Raw genomic sequence first — 18656 nt, 5'->3', positions numbered from 1 at the left:
CTATCCTATATTTCCAGTTTGGCTATTACCCTTTCAATGATTTCTGCCGCCGGTTTGAATTGGTACCTGGAAATCAGGCGGCCCAGCTCTGCCACATCAGGCGCAAGATTTTCAGGCCATGCCAGGGCAGTCATCTTTTTAATTCGCTCCTTTGCCGGTTTTGCCTCCCATTTTTTTACAAAGGGGGCAAGGTCATTCAACATCAAGGCCAGCTCTCTTTTGGACTTGACTTCCCGATTTCCCGGCAACGGGGAATTTTTGACAACGGGTCTTGTCAGTTGATCCACCGAGGACAAGACAAGGGGCAACGCTTGGGAAAACAGTGTCATCAGCGTGTTATATTCAGATTGCATCTTGTCCCGGAAAGCTGTTTCCAGGTTGGCTGCTGCCGCCTGCAGGCCTGTCATGCCGATATTTCCGGCCACCCCTTTAATGGAATGAGCCAGGCGCCGGGCATCCTCATCCTTCCCCTTTTCAATGAGATCCCTTAAATCCCGGTCAACGTGTGCATAGTTTTGTCGGAATTTATCCAGCAGGGCCAGATAGAGTGCCTCATTTTTATCCAGACGGGAAAGGGCTTGCTGTACTGATATTCCCGGAACGTCACCCAGGGCGCTCTCTTTGTCTTCTTTTTTGCCAAAACCCTTTGGCAGTGGCCTGTCTCCAGGCTTGATCCACCGGGAAAGGGTCTGGAACAGCTCTTTTAAATCAATGGGTTTGCTCACATGGGAGTTCATGCCCGCAGCCATGGCCCTTGCCCGGTCCCGGGGCATGGCAGAGGCTGTCATGGCCACAATGGGCAGATCTTCGGCTGTTTTGTGCCGCCTTATTTCACGGGCGGCCTGGCATCCGTCCATCACCGGCATTTGAAGGTCCATGAGAACCAGGTCAAAATCCTGGGATAGTGACATGGAAAGCGCTTCTTTTCCATTATTTGCAATTCGGACAAAAAAGCCGGCCCCTTCCAGAATTTCCCTTGCAACCTGCTGGTTGATGGCGTGGTCCTCGGCCAGAAGAATGTTGGCCCCCAGAATGGTTCTGGGAAGTTTTTGTTCCCCGGGCTTGTGTCTGGAAATCAGTTGCCGGCGGCCAAAGGCGTTGAGCAGGCTGTTAAAAAGCTGCGAGGCGGTGGTGGGTTTGAGAATAATGCATTCAATTCCCATCTCCCTTGCCCGGGAATGAACCTGCTCATCTTCCCGGGTGCAGGCCAGGATGATCCTGGGCCGGTGGTTGGCCGGCATAACCCTTTTGATCTCCCGTACGGTTTCAAAACCGTCCATGTCAGGCATCTGAAGATCAACGAGCACAAGATCACAGGGCGGTTCAGACGCAGTCATGATGGAAAGGCCTTCTTTTCCGGACCCTGCCTCCCGGGCGATGATGGAAAAACTGTTGAACATCTGGATAAAGATCTGCCGGGATGCAGGATTATCATCAATGACCAGTACCTTGATCCCGGTCATGGCATCATCCAGTTCAGGCCATTTACGTGCCTCTTTTTGACCGATTCCCATGGGTACGGTAAAGGAGAAGGTACTGCCTTTTCCGGCTGTGCTTTCAACAAAAAGTTCGCCGCCCATCATCTTGACAATCCGTTTTGAAATGGCAAGGCCCAATCCTGTGCCCCCGTATTTCCGGGTTGTGGAGGAATCTGCCTGGCTGAATACTTTGAACAGTTTTTCCTGCTGTTCCGGTGTGATACCAATGCCGCTGTCCGTGACGCAGAATTTTAGGACAACCTGTTCTTTGTGCATCCTGAGCATATCCACAGACACAATGATGTGACCTTTTTCTGTGAATTTTACTGCATTGTTGCCAAGGTTGACCAGAACCTGATTCAGCCTTAAAGGGTCGCCTTTCAGGGTATTTGGGATTCTATGATCCACCCTGAACAGCACCTCTATGTCTTTTTTGGCAGATGCCTTGACCGTGATCAGACCGGCCAGTTTTTCCATGGTTTCATCCAGGCTGAACGCCACAATTTCCATGTCCATTTTGCCGGCTTCAATCTTGGAAAAATCCAGGATATCGTTGATCAGGTTCAGCAGGGATTTGGCAGATGTATCAATTTTGGCTGCGTAATCCATCTGTCTTGTATCCAGCCGGGTCTGCATGATCAGATGGGTCATACCGATAATTGCATTCATGGGGGTCCGGATTTCATGGCTCATATTGGCCAGAAATTCGCTTTTTGCCTGGTCTGCTGCCAGGGCTTTCTGCTTTTCCTCCCTGGCCACGGCCACGGCTGAGGCCAGTTTTTTGTGGCTCTCCATCAAAGAGGCTTCCATGGCCTTTTGCCGGGTAATGTCCTCTTTGATGCACATGTAATGCGTAATCTCTCCTTGTTCGGAAAAAATGGGAGAAATACTGGCCTTTTCCCAGATGAGTCCCCCGTCTTTCTTTTTATTCTGAAATTCACCCTGCCAGACTTTGCCGGCTGTAATGGTTTCCCATAACATGGTGTAGGTTTCAGGCGGTGTGTTGCCGGATTTCAAAATACGCGGGTTCTGGCCCAGTGCTTCATCGACCGTATACCCGGTGACCCTGGAAAAGACAGGATTCACATACTCGATATTTCCGTCAGGATTGGTGATCACCACACAGACCGGGCTTTGCTCCACGGCTTTGGACAACTTGCGCACCTTGTCTTCCGCCTTTTTTCTCAGGGTGATATCCTTGAAAACAATGACCGAGCCTTTTGGCTGGCCATCCTTTTCTATCCGGGTGCTGGAGTAGCGCACCGGAAAAGAAGTCCCGCCCTTCTGCCAGAGCACCTCCGCTTCGGCACAGTGCGGTGCTGTGATATCCGCGCGGCACATAGGGCATTCTTCATAGGGATAAGGGGTGTGATCCGGCCGGGAATGGTGGATGGTGTCGTGGACCGGCCGGTTTAAAATATCATCCTCTTCGAGATTCAGCATATCCAGGGCCGCACGGTTGATAAAGATGCAGTTTCCTTTGTCGTCCTGGCCGATAATCCCCTCTCCGGCAGAATCCAGGATCAGCCGCTCATGTTCTTCGGCAATTCGAAGCGCCTGTTCCACCCGTTTTCTTTCGGCCATCTCTTTTTTCAGCTTATTGTTTGAAAAAAGAATAATGCCCAGGATGGTGGATGAGACAAGGGTTATCCCAAGAATCCATCTCCACAGAAGGGTCCAGTTCATTTGATGCTCAAACTGCATGCGGACCCAATTATCCCGGATTCTGTTTTTTTCGGATTCCGGCATGTTCGCCAGAATCTTGTCAAGAATGGGGATTAGTTGGGGCCAATCCTTTCGTACCCCCATGGAGAGTTCAAAATTGTACGGGGTCGTAGCCGAAATTTTGATATTGACCAGTCCTGTCTGCCTGGCGCAATAAATAATGGAGGCAAGGTTTCCCACAAATACATCTGCCCTGTTCCGGTTGACCCGCGTAAGTCCCTCGGTAACCGATTCAACGGGTGAAAGTTTAAGTTTTCGAAGATTTTTTTGGAGAATTTCCTGGGATACATAGCCATCCACCACGGCAATGGTTTTGCCTTCCAGATCTTCAAGCCCGCTGATAAAAGGGAAATCCGTTCTGGCGGCAATGACCATGGGGAAAGACAGATATGGATTGGTGAAATTAAGAAACTGTGCCCGCTTCGGGCTGGGGGTAATGCAGGGAAACAGGTCAATCTCTTTTTGCCGCCCCTTGTCCAAAGCCTCTTGCCAGCTCAGGCCGGTCTGGACTTTCAAGGAGATATTGAGTCGTTTCTCAATTTTTTTGATATATTCGGAAGCCAGGCCTGAATACCCGTACTTTTTGACATAGAATTCAAAGGGCGGCCAGGCAGGATCAATCCCCAGCCGCAGGGCAGGATGGGATTTCAGCCATTCTTTCTCATCGTGTGAGAGCAGGCGCATGGTTTCCTGGTTTGCATCCTCCAGATCCTCCATCCAGTGCTGGTTGATCAGCCGGTGGGAGTCCTGGGAGATATTTTCAATGGCTTTGTTAATGGAGGAAACCAGAAGGGGCCAGTCCTTGCGGATGCCAAGGCGAAGTTTGGATTCCGGCCAGGGGGCTGGTGCTGCGATTTTGAGCGTATCAATGCCTTTTTCATTCAACAGATATTTAATCACCATGAGATTTCCGACATAGGCGTCGGCTGTCCCGTTCGCCACATGCTCAAGGGCCTTGGCCGTATTTTTGACCGGTTTAAGCATGATTTCAGGGTATTGTCTCTTCAATTTGGATTGTAGAAAGTAGTCTTGTTCAATGGCCAGGGTTTTTCCGGACAGATCTTCTATGCCGGAAATGGCGGGCGTCTGTTTTTTTGTCACAATGACATAGGGGCTGACAAAATAGGGCGTGCTGAATGAGATCCACAGCTCCCGCTCCTTTTCTTTGGCAATACAGGTAATGCCGTTTGCCTTACCCGCTTTTACCAGATCTGTCATCTGCTTCCAGGTATAGTCGCTGATGACTTCAAACCGGATGCCCAGCCAGCGTCCGATCAGATTGATATAGTCTGCGGCCACCCCTTTATACCGGCCGGTTGGATCTGCAAAGCCAATGGGCGGCCAGCCGGCGTCGCCTAAAAGCGGGATCACCTGGTGGGATTTGAGCCACTCTTTTTCTTCAGGGGTCAGAACATTGGCCATGGCGTTGTGTCCAAACCGTCTCAGGGAAGGATCTTTGATCCAGCGCGCTTCCGTCTCGGCCAGTGTTTTGGGCGCATCCGGTCCCAGTTTGGAAAAGAAACCGTTTTCCATCGGGTAAAAGGGTTGGGAAAATGCAAGGGGCAGTGCATTGGCATCAAGGTCCTGGGGCCTGGCGGTCCATTTACAAAAAACAGCAGCTTTGTCAGCCTGGGGCAGATCTGACATTCCGTTTCGCACAATTTCGGCCAGGACGTTATTTCCACGACGCACGGCGCAAAGCCAGTCTGCTTCGTAAATCGGTTCCTGGTCAAAAGACCGGTACTGGTTCAGTATCCCTTTTTGTTTGAGCATGGCCAAAGCGATATGGGGCTCTTTGACAAATGCAAGAATATCACCGGATTTTACCGCATCAAACAAGGCCTGGTTATCCGGATATACAGCCAGGGAGGCATCGGGCATTTTCCGTTTCAGGGAATCAATGGCGGCATCGCCCTTGATGATGCCAATGCGAAAACCACGCAGATCTTCCGGCTGTTTTGCGCCCAGGATATTATTGTTTACAAAAAAATGGGTTTTGACCTTAACCACAGGCGATATGAAATCAAGGGTTTTGCTTCTTTCCTGACTGAAAAAACACCCGGCGTGGACATCGGCATCTCCATTTTGTACGGCTGTAAGGGTTTGGTAAAAGGGCAAGGGTTTGAAAACGACTTTTATTCCGGTTTGCCTGGCCCAAATATCCCAGATATCCACCACCAGGCCTGCAGGGTTATTCTCCTGGTCCAGGAAATAATAGGGGATGCTGTCCGTGCCCACAGCCACGACAACCTGTTTGGGGGGGCTGTCGGCTAAACCGGTGTTTGCCGCAAAAAAAATAAATACGAATAAAATGATTAAAATATATTTTAATCCGGCAAGATATCCATTCAAGTGCATTGTATTTTTCCAACAGAAGCTTGATTTTAGAAGCTTAATTTTCAAAAAGGACTTTATTACGTTAATTTGGAAAAAGCAACTGTCCGTTTTGTGTGGAACCTGCTGAAAAAAATATTCAATTTTAGTAAACTGCACTTTTATGATATTACCTGGTTTTTAGGCGTGCCCCTCTTATAAAAATTATAAAAGTGTAACCCAACTTTTAAACGGTATGAGGGATAACCTTATTATTGCGAGATAAATTTGGGGAGTGAATTTGGAAGATGAAGACCCTGCTGAGTCCCATTACAAACATATTTAGCAAGAAATCCGGTGAAGCCGGCACCGGAGAAACGGATCAAGTCAATGCCAATACCCATTCTCCGAAAATTGAAATTGGGGAACTTGATGATGAAAAATTTGCCCGGAGTTATTACAAAATACACAAGGGGGTCGTTGAAATTAAAGTTCGACTGGATAGACTGGAGGCGGCTAAAGAAAATATTACAGAAGAGCGCTTTAAATCTCTGTTAGAAAACTACAGCGGTTTTTTGACGATCAATGTTCCGGTTTTCAATCAGTATCGTAAAGAGATTGATCATCGAATCACAGCCGCCCTTCGAGAAAAGAAAGTGGCGGCCCATCGGTATTCAGAACTCAAGAAACAGATTGATCAGGAAACAAAACTACTTGAAGGTGGTCTTATTTCCAAAAAAAATTTTCAGAAAAAGGTTGAACCGTTAAGATCGGAAACAAAAATCTGTGCCAATGCGTATAAAAGTCTTAAAATGAAAATTGAGTTTTTAAAAACGCTCAAGGATAACAAGTACGTTCCAAAGCCTGAAAGTGAGGAAAAAAACCAGGGTGAGGCAGAAGAAGCACCTGAAGATGCCGCCAAAGAAATAAACGAAAAAGTGAATGATAAACAGGAAGAAGCAACATCCAAAATTAAAAAAACCGTTCAGGTTGGTCGGGAGGTGCGACTGAACTTTGAGCCGGGAACAAAAATGGATTTAGAGATTCAAAGCATATCCATACCCGTCACATGTCAGTTTGTGGGCGCAGATCAATTTGAATTTTTTTTAATTACCCGCCTCACACCTTACAATACCGTCAAGGCGAAACTTCTTCCAGGCGCTTTTATTGGGTGTAACTGTATCACCAATGGGAAGCAGTATCAGTTTAAGGCGAAGATTATCGAGCATATGACCAAACCGATTCGTGTTGTTATTCTGGATTATCCGGAAAAAATGAACATCCTGGATTTAAGGACAACCGAACGGCTGACCTGCCGGATTCCGGTAAAGATCCATTTTCGGGGAAAGGCCAAGGATGCGATAATCTGTGATATCAGCCCAAAGGGATGCGGAATCGAGGCAAATTATGAATCCAATGAAAAAAATTATATTGCCAGAAAAGATGAAGAGTTTGAATTGGAATGGTGCTTTCCTGGCTCATCTAAATGTTTTAAGGTAACAGGGATTGTAAGAAATTGCAGAAAGAAACAGTTGAAACTAATATATGGGGTGCAAATTACGTCGATGGTTGATGAGGTTCAAACAGCCATCCTCCGTTACGTTTATATGGCTTTAGCCGATGAGTGATTGACTTCGTAAACACGGTTGCGGTAATCTCAACACAACAACATGACAGGGGATGACATGCAGTTGGACATTGATTTTGATTCCATTGAACAGATTTTTTTTAACGCCCGGGGCCAGGGTCATCCATGACTGAAAACAGAATGGTTTACCTTACCCATGCGCCTGTGGAATTGTACAAGGTGCTCAAGTTTGAAAATCTTGCAGCCAGCGGGGGGGAGGCCAAGCATATGATTTCCCGCGGGCTGGTCCGGGTGAACGGTCAGGTTGAAACAAGAAAAAGAAAAAAGATTCTTCCCGGCGATGTTATAGAAATTGACAATATCTGCCTTGATGTCTGCATGGGTGATTGACTGGATCAATTGTTCCTTCAAACGTATTTCTGGCCGAGGCCCTGCGTATCGACCCTGAAAACGAGGATGCCCTGTAACTTCATCGCACAATGTAATTTCTGAACGCCCAACTGTTTTTTCTCTCCAGCCGGTATATTGTTTCAACTATTTTTTAAAGTCTATGAAAGCGTAGCGTGTATGATAAAAGGATACAGGAACATGCCGGATTTCAATGCAATGATATACCTTTATTTGCGTTCCCGGCTTCTCATTGTTTGCGGAGTGGTTGGCTTTTTGTTTATACCGGCCGGTGTCGGCCTGGCTGACCAACCCCGTGTGGTTTTGGCCGATGCGGTTGTGTGTGAACGCATATCCAATTTCAGGCCGGTGAATCCGGCCGTTATTTTTTCCGTTTCCCAGGGAGAGGTTTTCTGCTTTTCTTCATTTGATCCGGTGTATGAAAAAACAGCGATTTTTCATAACTGGTATAAAAAAGATAAGCTTATTTTTTCCATGCGTCTTATCCTTTCCGTTCCCAAATGGTCTTCCTTTTCAAGGGTTCAGATGCGCGACGCCGATAAGGGGCCCTGGCGGGTGGAAATCAGGGATGAAGACAATAATATTTTAAAAACCTTAAGGTTCAGTATGTCTGATTGATACTCATGGAACAACTCTCTTTATTATTTTCCGGGTGGCGCTGGCAGGATATGCTGGATATCGTTTTCAACGCATATATTCTGTTCCGTTTGTATGTATTGTTCCGGGGCACCCATGTCCTGCGTGTTCTCATGGCTGTGGTGGCAATGTGGATCATCGGCCGCAGCGCCAACGCCATGGGGCTGGTCATTACCAACTGGGTCATGCAGGGCGTGATCACCGTGGCGACCTTTATGATCATCATTGTGTTTAGAAATGAAATATCAGGGGTGGTCCGAACACGCAGTCTCAGATTTTTTTTATGGGGAATTCCAAGGGCCCAGATCAATACGCCGGTGCGCCTCATCACTGATACTGTGGTGGAACTGGCCAGGTCAAAAATCGGGGCATTGATCGTGATGCCGCTTAAAACAGGGGTGGACAGCATCATCGCCTCCGGGGTGGAAATTAATGCGGCACTGTCCAGGGAAATGCTGATGAATATTTTCTGGCCCGGAGCTCCGCTTCATGACGGTGCTGCTGTTATCCAGAGGGGGAAGATTACCCGGGCCGGGACCATTCTGCCTTTGTCCCAGAACCGAAATCTGGCCTCCAAATACGGTACCCGGCACAGGGCCGCTCTGGGGCTTACTGAGCAAAGTGATGCCCTGGTGATCGTTGTGTCTGAGGAGCGGGGAAGGGTCTCCCTTGTAAAAGACAGCCAGATTCATGAGATCAGGGACCCTGACAAGATTGAGACGTTAATAAAGCAATATACCGGCGGGTCTGAACCGGCAAAGGAAATGCGCCGGCAGACCCGGGAACTGCTTGCGGCAGCCATGATCTGTCTTTTGTGCACCACAGGCCTGTGGCTGAGCTTTTCAAGGGGCATGGAGACGCTGGCCAACTATGAGGTTCCCATTGAGTTCATGAACCCTGATAAGAAGATGAATATTATTGATGCCTCTGCTTCCAGATCCAGGCTTCTGATCAGCGGTGCACGGCCTCTGGTCAATGCGTTGACCCTGGATCAGATGAGTATCAAAGTCTCCCTTGACGGAACATCTGTGGGAAAAAATAAACTGACCATTACCAGGCAGAATGTCCAGTTGCCACCGGGTATCCGCCTGAAACAAATTGAACCGGACCAGGTGGAAGTGATCCTGGATACCATAGCGGAAAAACAGGTGCCGGTACAGGCCGACTTTTCAGGGAAACTGCCGGACGGCCTTATTATGACCAGTATCAGCGTTAGCCCCGAAACGGTCAATATCTCCTGCGGCGAGCTTTCCCTGAACACCATAACCACGGTATTTACCGAGAAAATTGCTCTGGACAATTTAACAGCGTCCGGCGTTGTTCATGTGGCGCTGGTCATGAGTCCTGCCACCCTGCGGCCGGATGACAAGTATAAAAAGGTCCAGGTCCGATATACCATTTCCGAAAGGCCGCGCGATGACGGCTCCGAAAGCTGATATCCCCTGTACTCAGATTTCACTGAAAGCGACCCTGTAAAGTTAATGTCCTAGGGCGTTTTTAGATACTTCAGACCTGGATAATTGCCTTTGGATACTGGTGTGGGCTGCGGTTTTAAGGGCGTCACCGTCGTTTATCCTAAGGGCGGGGCCAAAGCTCAAACGGGTTTTTAAAGGAGAGGTTTTAAACATTTCCAGAAAGTGGGGCAGGAAAAGATCGTCTCCGATCCAGGCTGTTTTGGGATTTTCATAACAGATCGCCACGGGAACAACGGGGATGTCTTTTGTTGCAGCCAGGTGAAATATTCCGTTTTTAAAGGGAAGGATACCGGGGCCGGCCGAAGTGGTGCCTTCCGGGAAAACTACCACGCTGATCCCCTGGGCCAGCCTTTCGGCAAGGGCCTGTCGTGCCATAGTCCTGCTTTCAGCACTGGATCTGTCCACAAACACCGTATTTCCCTGTTTGGCGGCCAGACCGAATACAGGCCAGGATTTCAGTTCCTTTTTAGCCAGAAAGGCTGCATTCAGGTGGGAAAGGATGACAATGATATCCAGGTAGGACCTGTGGTTGGAAATCACCAATGCGCCATATTCGGGGATGTCACCGGTCTGTTCAATCTCAATGTCCAGGCCTTTGACCAGTGTACCGGCCCACTGCCGTGCCCGGGATGCAACCAGATCCGGGGACCATCCCGAAGATGCCACGGCAAGCCCCAGTCGCAGGAGGCTTAATATTGTAATCTCAACAACCCAGAACAGTTTGTAAAAAGATTTCAGGCGGGCCATATTTACAGCCCAAGCGCTGGGCGTTCCTGCTGTCTGTTAAGCTGTTTCACCCTGTGCTGGCGCAATATGTATTTCACCACAGATATCATACGGAAATAGCCGATCTGGAGAACTTCGTCACCCTGCTCAAAATTCATCATATTGGCGTAAAACCGGTTCAGGCCGTTTTTTCTGTGATGGTAGGCCAGATCATTTTTTTCCTTATGAAAGACCGTATCTTTTACACTGCCCTGGAATACAAATCTTTCTTCATCAAGTACTGCATCCGGCAGTACATACATCTCCTGTCTGAACCGGTCATTTATGGCTCTTGCAATTTTTAAGTGGGTGGCACCGGGACAGTTCGCGTAGAAGGGGGAAGGAAAGACCTGCTCAAAGTGCATGGCCACATTGCCAAGGCTTGACAATACGCCTGCACAATTGGAAATCCAGATTTTACCAAAGGGATTTTGCTTGAGAAGGTATTCGGTCAAGGCTTTTTTTACCAGCAGGTGTGTGAGCCGTCTGCCCCTGGCTTCGGGCCGTACGCAGGTCAGGCCGAGATGCAGAACCGTCCCCACATCCTCAATGTTTAAGAACACCATGGAGCAGAATCCCTGGGGGGTACCGTTCTCGTCCCTGGCCAGGGTAATGAGTTTGTCGGAAAGTGCGCTTCGGGTGCCGACAATGGCCTGGTAATGTGGCAGGTCATGGAAGCAGTCGCCGGCGATTTCCCGGATATCCCGGGCCAGGCCGTCAATAGACTCATCTGAAAGCACCTGTCCGGGTTTCTGATACACCTCGATAATGAAATTCATACATTTTCCTGTTTGTTTTTATTGAGTTTGGTAAGAATTACATTAAAATATTTAAGAATCGGTTATCAGTTGGTTAGAAAAGTATTTGGGATAAATATTGGGGGATGGATTTGATGAAAACACATCAACGAAAGGCCTTGCCTAATGAGCATGCCCGGAATTTTCTAAAGACTGATTACATCGGCTGACATCGATGCAACCAGTTGAGTTATATTTGTTGAAAGCGGGGGAGGGTTACATATCCCCCCCCCCATGGGCCGTGAGCCCACAACGAATAATGAAACTAAGGCGGCAGAGCCGCAGAAACTATAGACTGGAAACTAGAAACAAGAAGAAAGGAGTTCAACAATTTCTTGTTTTTTGTGACAGAAGCTCAGGAGTAAGGCACTAAAGACACCGGCAATGCGGGGCTAAAATGGGCGCCCCAGGCGCTTCGCCCTCTTGTTTCCTGTATCTTGTCTCTAGTTTCATGTAAAAACGAATATCAGGCAAGATAGCCGCGAATAAAACCGTTGAGGTCGTCATAGCTGATTTTGTCCACCTTGGCTTGTCCGATTTGTCCAAGAAAAACAAAAAAAAGATTATGGCCTTGTTTTTTCTTATCCCTGGATGCCGCCTCAATGATCTGTTCCGCAGGGAAGTCAAAGGCAACAGGCAACCCAAGCCCTGAAAGCAAATCTTTGATCCGGTCTACATCTCCTTGATTGATGTATCCTTTCTGTTGAGAAAATGCGGCTGCCGCCACCATCCCTGCCGCCACCGCACGGCCATGGCCGCAGGGGTTCAGTTTTTCAAACGCATGTCCGATGGTGTGGCCGAAGTTCAGCTTGCGGCGCTCTCCGGCCTCCCGTTCATCTGCCTGGACCACACGGGATTTAATGGCCACTGAATCCGCCACCATTCGAAAAACCGTTTCCCTGTCCAGGGCCAGGGCTTTATCCCGGTTATTTTCGATAAACTCCAAAAGGGATATATCCTTGATCAGTCCATGTTTGACAATCTCGGCCAGACCGTTGGATATTTCCATTTCCGGCAGGGTAGACAGCATGTCGATGTCACACAGAACAAATTGTGGCTGGCTGAATACCCCCACCATATTTTTAAAGGCATCCAGATTGACGCCGTTTTTGCCCCCGACGCTGGCATCTACCTGGGAAAGAAGAGAGGTGGAAACAAAGCCGAAACGGATTCCCCTTAGAAAAACAGATGCTGCAAATCCGGCAATGTCACAGACAATGCCGCCGCCGATGGCCAGCAAAAAACTTGATCTGTCACACCCAGCCTTAACCATTTCCCGCAGGATATATTCCACCGTAGATAGGACTTTTATCTTTTCCCCGGTACCGATGGTGATCACATGTCCGGCAGGGAATGATGCACCGTAATGCTTGAGGATGTTTTCATCGGTAACAATAACCACAGGGCCCTGATCCGGCAGGTAATCTCCTACACGGGACAGGGACTCTCCCACATGGATGGCAGATGTCCCTTGCTGGCCCTCAACTGTAAAGGTTTTAAACATATTTTTCCGCCTTTTAAATTGGCATAGATGGCATTCATCTTCTTCATTTGTCATCTGTATCTTCCTGAAAATTTTTATCAATATTCGTTGGCTTGGGCAAACAAAAAAAGGCTGCAGGGTCAGTTTGCAGCCTCTTTGTATCTTTTTCCGTTTTATTGTCAAGATAATTTTAATTAATATTTGATTTTAATCGATCTTCGATATAAGCTTCAAAGAAAATATTTTGGAGCCATATGCCGTTAAAAGTCCTTATAGCTGACGACCATGCCATCGTTCGGGAGGGGTTAAAAACTCTTCTTGAAAACAGGGGCATACAGGTTATGGATATTGCAAAAAACGGCAGGGAGGCCGTTGAAAAGGCAATCATCCTTAAACCTGATATTGTAATGATGGATATTGCTATGCCTGACCTTAACGGTGTGGAAGCCACAGCCAAAATTAAGAAAGAAGTGCCCCATACCAGGGTGATCGCTTTGTCCATGCATTCAAGTAAAAAGATTATTGATAAAATGTTTGATTCGGGGGCATCCGGCTATATTCTCAAAGCGTCTGCCTTTGATGAAATTTATGACGCCATTCAGGAAGTTATCCGTACAAATTTCTACCTGACGCCCTCCATTGCCAGAATGTGTACCGACGACCGGGGCATGGATCCCGGCATATGGGATACACCGCCCCAATTCAATAAGATTTCCCGGAAGGAACGTGAGGTTCTCCAATTGATTGCTGAAGGCAAAAAAACCAGAGACATTGCCGAAACACTGGGGGTAAGCATTAAGACTGTGGAAACCCATCGAAGAAATATTATGAAAAAACTCAATATTTTCTCAGTGGCGGGATTAACCAAGTATGCGATCCTTGAAGGCATCATAGCCCTGGAATAAACAACGTACCAGGATACGGATTGAATGGAACATATTACAACTGCAACCCAGTTTGAAAAAACAGATGCCGTAGAGGCCCTTGCCAACGGCATTGCCCATGATGTCAATAATCTGCTGACCGCCATCAAGGGACACGCCTCTTTGATGCTGAACAATGTTAATCCCACAGACCCTCTATACGGCCATATTATTGAGATTTTGTCCAGCGTTGACAAGGGCTCCGATCTTGCCAACCAACTGCTGGGCTTTGCCATGGCTGATGAGATTTATTTAACACGCATGGATGCCAACAGGCTGGTACGGTCTGTGGTAGAAACCCTTAATCTGAAAGGGCACCGGATCATCTTGGATGTCAGCCTTGATGCCAAGCCTTTAATCATTAAAGGCGATCCTGAAAAAATTAAACAGGTGGTCGCAGCTATAGTCGATAATGCATTACAGGCCATGCCGGACGGCGGCAAACTTTCTGTGCGCACGGAAGCTGCGGCAATCCTTAATGGTACAGCAGACGCCTTTGAACTGGAATCCGGTTTTTTTTGTAAAATAACCATATCCGATACCGGCATCGGCATGAACCGCGACACCCTGGGAAAAATATTCAAAGCCTTTTATTCCCACGATCATAACCAATTCCCGGAAAAAAAGGGACTGGGTCTGACCTTTGCCAAAAAAATCGTAAAACATCACAACGGCGTCATTGATGTATGGAGCTCTTTAAATGTCGGCTCCTCTTTTTCCATTATCCTGCCCCTGGCAGAGCACAAATACTTGGATGAAATGCCTTCTGCCCAGGATGAACTGATGCTTGGTCATGAGTCCGTACTTCTGGTGGATGATGAACAGCGCATTCTCAACGTCGGACGCACAATCTGCAAAGCCCTGGGCTACACGGTATTCACAGCCGCTTCCGGTAAAGAGGCCTTGAAAATCTACGCAGAAAAAAAGAACGACATCAATGTTGTGGTTCTGGATATGATTATGCCGGGCATGGATGGACTGGCTGTGTTTATCGCGTTGAAAAAACTTAATCCGGATATTAAGGTCCTGCTTTCCACAGGATATGCCATTGATGAAAATGCCCAGGCAATGCTCAGGCAGGGGTGCAAAGGATATATTCTCAAGCCCTATTCTGTGGTGGATTTTTCACATAAGTTGAGAGAGATCCTTGGATGACAGACCGTTCTCGATATCTGTCCGGATTTGTGAAAACTCATCATTCCTTGACACAATTTTCATGATTTTCTATAGTCTCGTGAACATTCTTAAATCCATATTCTGAACAGTTTTTTTACGCTGGACAGAAATGGTACGGACCAATTTCAACTTTGCATATGGATTTTAATGATAAATTTTGATAACATCGCTCCTGTCAAACTCAAAGGTGCCGGTGGCGGATTGTGGATTACCATAGACCCATCCCACCCGGAATCTGAACTCATTGCTGAAATTGACAGATTGTTGAAAAAACTCAAACATCTGGCCATAAATGCGGATGTAACCCTTGATACCGGAGATGCTGACGGGCAGGAGGAACTGGTTGAAAGGATAAAAATACACCTTGAAAACAATTTTGAGCTTGGCACGATTTCAACTTCCCCCCAAAAGCGCTCCATTCCCACCGAACGTCGCCGTCAAAGAGATCTGTCCAAGGGTTGGAACCATCATAAAAGTGATGTACTCATGCTCAGGGGGCGGGTACGCTCCGGCCAGAAAATAAATGCCAGAAAGCACCTGGTCATCACAGGAGATGTGAACCCCGGTGCCGAACTCACTGCAGGCGGCGATATTATTGTGCTTGGCACCTTGGCAGGAAAAGTCCACGCCGGATACCCGGGAAACGATGGGGCCATGATATTCTCCCTGGCATTTAACCCAAGCCTGGTAAAGATCGGGCTGATAACAGCTACCGGAGCCGGGGAATCAGGTATCCAGGGACCTGAGTTCGCCTGTGTGGAGCAGGACAGCATTGTGGTTAAAAATTATATGAAAGACAATCCGTTCAAGCGGATGCCCTGGCCGGAAGTGATTTGAGGAAAAAGGCAACCATAAATATTGAGGTGTAATTTGGAAGGAAAAGTTATTGTCGTGACATCTGGAAAAGGCGGCGTGGGCAAAACAACGGCGACCTCTTCCATTGGGGCCGCTCTTGCTCTTGAAGGAAAACGGGTCGCCATTGTGGACATGGATATCGGATTGCGTAACCTTGATGTGGTCATGGGCCTGGAAAACCGGATTGTTTTCAATATTGTTGACGTGGTCCAGGGCAAATGTAAAGTAGACCAAGCCGCCATAAGGGACAGACGTATTGACAATCTTTTTTTAATCCCCGCCTCCCAGAGTGATAATAAAGATGTGCTGACACCGGCAGGGGTTGAACGAATGGCCAAAGTGCTGCGTCAAAAATTTGATTATGTGATCATGGACTCCCCGGCCGGCATTGAAAGAGGATTTGAAAATTCTGTTGTCAGCGCCAATGAAGCGGTTGTGATCTGCACCCCGGATGTGTCCGCTGTCAGGGATGCGGACCGGGTCATCGGCCTTTTGTACGCCCGTTCCCTGGAACCCAAACTCATTGTCAACCGTATTGAGCCTGCCCGTGTGGAACGCGGTGAAATGCTCAGCTATAAAGATGTTCTGGATATATTATCCATTGAACTGGTAGGCCTTGTTCCCATGGATGAAAAGGTTCTTATCTCCTCCAACACCGGTACGCCTCTGGTACTCCAGAACGATTCCACTGCCGGGCAATCCTTTCGCAGGATTGCCAAACGCCTGAATGGAGAAACTATTCCCATCGAGGTACCGAACCTGAAACCTAGTGTATGGACCAAACTGGGCAAAACCTTTGGGTTAAAATAAGGAGAGTTGAATGTTGCAAGAATTTTTGAAACGGTTCACAGGCCAGAAAAGAAGTAGTGACGAAGCAAAACAACGCCTTCAATTTTCTTTGATTTACGATAAACTGGAACTGAACGACACGACGCTTACAGATCTTCAGACCGATATCGTTGATGTGATATCAAAATATTTTGAAATTGATAAAGATGCATTGGAGCTTAAGGTAAAAAATGACAAACAAGTCTCTGCCTTGGTATTCAATACCCCCATTCTCAATGTGAAAAGAAAACGGGAATAAGATATAGCCCATACGCTATTTTTTAAGGCCCTCACCTGATCAGGGCAAGACGGCATTTGGGACATGAACGGATTTTAAACAAAACCGCCCGGAAATAAATCAATTCCGGACGGTTTTTATTTTTCAGGTCCCCAGCCTTGCACACTATGCCTAATTCAGGGGCTTTACTGTTTTGATGGCCAACTCCTGGAGCTGGGCCGGGGCCGCCTTTGAGGGCGCCTGGGTCATCAGGCAGGTGGCTCTCTGGGTTTTGGGAAAGGCAATGACATTGCGGATGGAATCCTCACGGCAAAGCAGCATAACCAGACGATCCAGGCCAAAGGCCAGGCCGCCGTGGGGCGGTGCGCCAAACGTCAGGGCCTCCAGAAGGAACCCGAACTTCTCCTTTGCTTCTTCTTCCCCGATGCCTAAGCACTGGAGCACCCGTTCCTGCAGTTCGCTGTCATGGATACGGATACTGCCGCCGCCGATCTCAATACCGTTGAGAACCAGGTCATAGGCCCGGGAGTTGACTTCCAGGGGACTGGTCTCCAGTTTGTCCAGATCCGACTCCATGGGTGCGGTGAACGGATGATGGAGCGCCTGGTAGCGTTTTTCCGTTTCATCATATTCAAACATGGGGAAATGGGTGATCCAGGTAAACTTGAACTCATTGTCATCAATGAGCCCAAGCCTGCGTGCCAACTCGTTCCTCAACTGCCCCAGGGCTTCATTGGTGACTTTGGGCTGGTCTGCCACAAAAAAGACAATATCACCGGGTTCAAGATCCAGGCGTTGCTTTAACGCTTCTTTTTCATCATCAGAGAAGAATTTGGCAATGGGTGACTGCCACTGGTCTTCCTTTATTTTTATCCAGGCCAGGCCCTTGGCTCTGTATACGGCTGCAAATTCGGTGAGCTCATCAATCTGTTTTCGGGTAAAATCAGCACAGCCCTTGGCATTGATGGCCTTGACCAGTCCCCCGTTTTTAACCACAGAGGCAAACACTTTGAAATCCGCATTGGCTACAATATCGGACACATTTTTCAATTCCAGATCAAATCTTAAATCAGGACGGTCTATGCCGAAGCGATCCATGGCCTCGGCCCAGGTCATGCGGGGAAAGGGGTCGGGAAAGTCCAGATCCAGCACATTTTTGAATATGGCCTTGATCAACCCTTCGGTAATCTGCATTACCTCATGTTCATCCACAAAGGAGAGCTCCATATCGATCTGGGTGAACTCGGGCTGTCGGTCCGCCCGCAGGTCCTCGTCCCTGAAGCATTTGACAATCTGGTAATACCGGTCAAAGCCGGCAACCATTAAAAGCTGTTTGAACAGCTGGGGAGACTGGGGCAGGGCGTAAAAGTCGCCCTGGTTGACCCGGGAGGGGACCAGATAATCCCTGGCGCCTTCGGGCGTACTTTTGGTCAGAAACGGGGTTTCAATATCCACAAACCCGTTGGCATCCAGAAAGTTTCGAACCGTCATGGTGGTTTTGTGACGGGCCAGAATATTGCTTTTAAGCTGGGTCCGTCTTAAATCCAGATAACGGTATTGCAGGCGTATGGTTTCCGATGCATCCACCCGGTCTTCAATCTGAAAGGGTGGCGTTTTGGCCCTGGAAAAAATCCGCAGCTCGTCCACAAGCACCTCTATGGCACCGGTGGTCATCCTGGGGTTTACCATGTCAGCCGGTCTTGCCGACACCTTCCCTTTGATGCCCAGGACATATTCACTTCTGATTTCCTGGGCTTTTTCATGGACAGTCTCGGAGATCGACGGATCAAATACAACCTGGGTAATACCTTCCCGGTCCCGAAGATCCACAAAAATAACGCCGCCATGGTCCCGGCGATGCTGAACCCACCCCATGAGTATGACGTCCTGGCCAGTGTGGCTGTCTTTCAACTCCATGCAGGAGTGTGTGCGTTTCATCTCTCCAAGTAAATCAGTCACTTTTATTCT

General features: G+C 48.1%; 14 protein-coding genes. 9 read left to right on the top strand and 5 right to left on the bottom strand.

Translation table 11 applies throughout. The features are described from left to right. Positions 1-5 precede the first annotated feature (5 nt). The gene (locus Q366_RS19995; RefSeq protein ID WP_051957782.1) at positions 6-5561 is read right to left on the bottom strand and encodes a transporter substrate-binding domain-containing protein; all 5556 of its coding nucleotides are present in this window, start codon (positions 5559-5561) and stop codon (positions 6-8) included. A 263-nt stretch (positions 5562-5824) separates the two neighbouring features. Between Q366_RS19995 and Q366_RS02615 the strand changes: the two genes are divergently transcribed. The 4 genes from Q366_RS02615 (at position 5825) to Q366_RS02600 (ending at position 9584) form a co-directional block, all read left to right on the top strand. After that, entirely contained in the window at positions 5825-7144 is a 1320-nt protein-coding gene (locus Q366_RS02615; RefSeq protein WP_035236030.1) for a PilZ domain-containing protein, read from the top strand. A gap of 125 nt (positions 7145-7269) precedes the next feature. Then, the gene (locus Q366_RS02610) at positions 7270-7494 is read left to right on the top strand and encodes an RNA-binding S4 domain-containing protein (protein ID WP_156968090.1); all 225 of its coding nucleotides are present in this window, start codon (positions 7270-7272) and stop codon (positions 7492-7494) included. Positions 7495-7692: 198 nt separating this feature from the next. After that, a complete protein-coding gene (locus Q366_RS02605; protein WP_245619847.1) occupies positions 7693-8130 on the top strand; it encodes a DUF2914 domain-containing protein in 438 nt (145 codons plus the stop codon). A gap of 5 nt (positions 8131-8135) precedes the next feature. Beyond that, entirely contained in the window at positions 8136-9584 is a 1449-nt protein-coding gene (locus Q366_RS02600; protein WP_035236025.1) for a diadenylate cyclase, read from the top strand. Between the two features lie 42 nt (positions 9585-9626). On the opposite strand, the gene Q366_RS19990 is transcribed toward Q366_RS02600, so the two are convergent. From Q366_RS19990 to aroB, 3 genes are all read right to left on the bottom strand, one after another. Then, entirely contained in the window at positions 9627-10370 is a 744-nt protein-coding gene (locus tag Q366_RS19990; RefSeq protein WP_051957781.1) for a lysophospholipid acyltransferase family protein, read from the bottom strand. A 2-nt stretch (positions 10371-10372) separates the two neighbouring features. After that, a complete protein-coding gene (locus Q366_RS02590) occupies positions 10373-11167 on the bottom strand; it encodes an N-acetyltransferase (protein ID WP_035236023.1) in 795 nt (264 codons plus the stop codon). Between the two features lie 484 nt (positions 11168-11651). Beyond that, on the bottom strand, positions 11652-12743 hold the full coding sequence (aroB, locus tag Q366_RS02585; protein ID WP_342668567.1) for a 3-dehydroquinate synthase: 1092 nt from the start codon (positions 12741-12743) through the stop codon (positions 11652-11654). Between the two features lie 179 nt (positions 12744-12922). Here aroB and Q366_RS02580 point away from each other — a divergent pair, with 179 nt between their 5' ends. The 5 genes from Q366_RS02580 (at position 12923) to minE (ending at position 16709) form a co-directional block, all read left to right on the top strand. After that, positions 12923-13573: a response regulator gene (locus tag Q366_RS02580; protein ID WP_035236022.1), complete on the top strand. Its 651-nt coding sequence runs from the start codon at positions 12923-12925 to the stop codon at positions 13571-13573. Between the two features lie 24 nt (positions 13574-13597). Then, the gene (locus Q366_RS02575) at positions 13598-14746 is read left to right on the top strand and encodes a hybrid sensor histidine kinase/response regulator (protein ID WP_035236020.1); all 1149 of its coding nucleotides are present in this window, start codon (positions 13598-13600) and stop codon (positions 14744-14746) included. A gap of 168 nt (positions 14747-14914) precedes the next feature. Further along, entirely contained in the window at positions 14915-15604 is a 690-nt protein-coding gene (locus tag Q366_RS02570; RefSeq protein WP_035236017.1) for a septum site-determining protein MinC, read from the top strand. 33 nt (positions 15605-15637) lie between these two features. Then, positions 15638-16432: a septum site-determining protein MinD gene (gene minD / locus Q366_RS02565; RefSeq protein ID WP_035236015.1), complete on the top strand. Its 795-nt coding sequence runs from the start codon at positions 15638-15640 to the stop codon at positions 16430-16432. A gap of 10 nt (positions 16433-16442) precedes the next feature. Beyond that, positions 16443-16709: a cell division topological specificity factor MinE gene (gene minE, locus Q366_RS02560; RefSeq protein ID WP_035236013.1), complete on the top strand. Its 267-nt coding sequence runs from the start codon at positions 16443-16445 to the stop codon at positions 16707-16709. A 150-nt stretch (positions 16710-16859) separates the two neighbouring features. Here the strand turns inward: minE and aspS are convergent, their stop codons facing one another. Continuing rightward, positions 16860-18647: an aspartate--tRNA ligase gene (gene aspS / locus Q366_RS02555; protein WP_035236011.1), complete on the bottom strand. Its 1788-nt coding sequence runs from the start codon at positions 18645-18647 to the stop codon at positions 16860-16862. Between the last annotated feature and the right edge of the window lie 9 nt (positions 18648-18656).

The organism is Desulfobacter vibrioformis DSM 8776 (assembly GCF_000745975.1).
Lineage (GTDB): Bacteria > Desulfobacterota > Desulfobacteria > Desulfobacterales > Desulfobacteraceae > Desulfobacter > Desulfobacter vibrioformis.
This window is presented reverse-complemented; position numbering and strand designations above follow the sequence as displayed.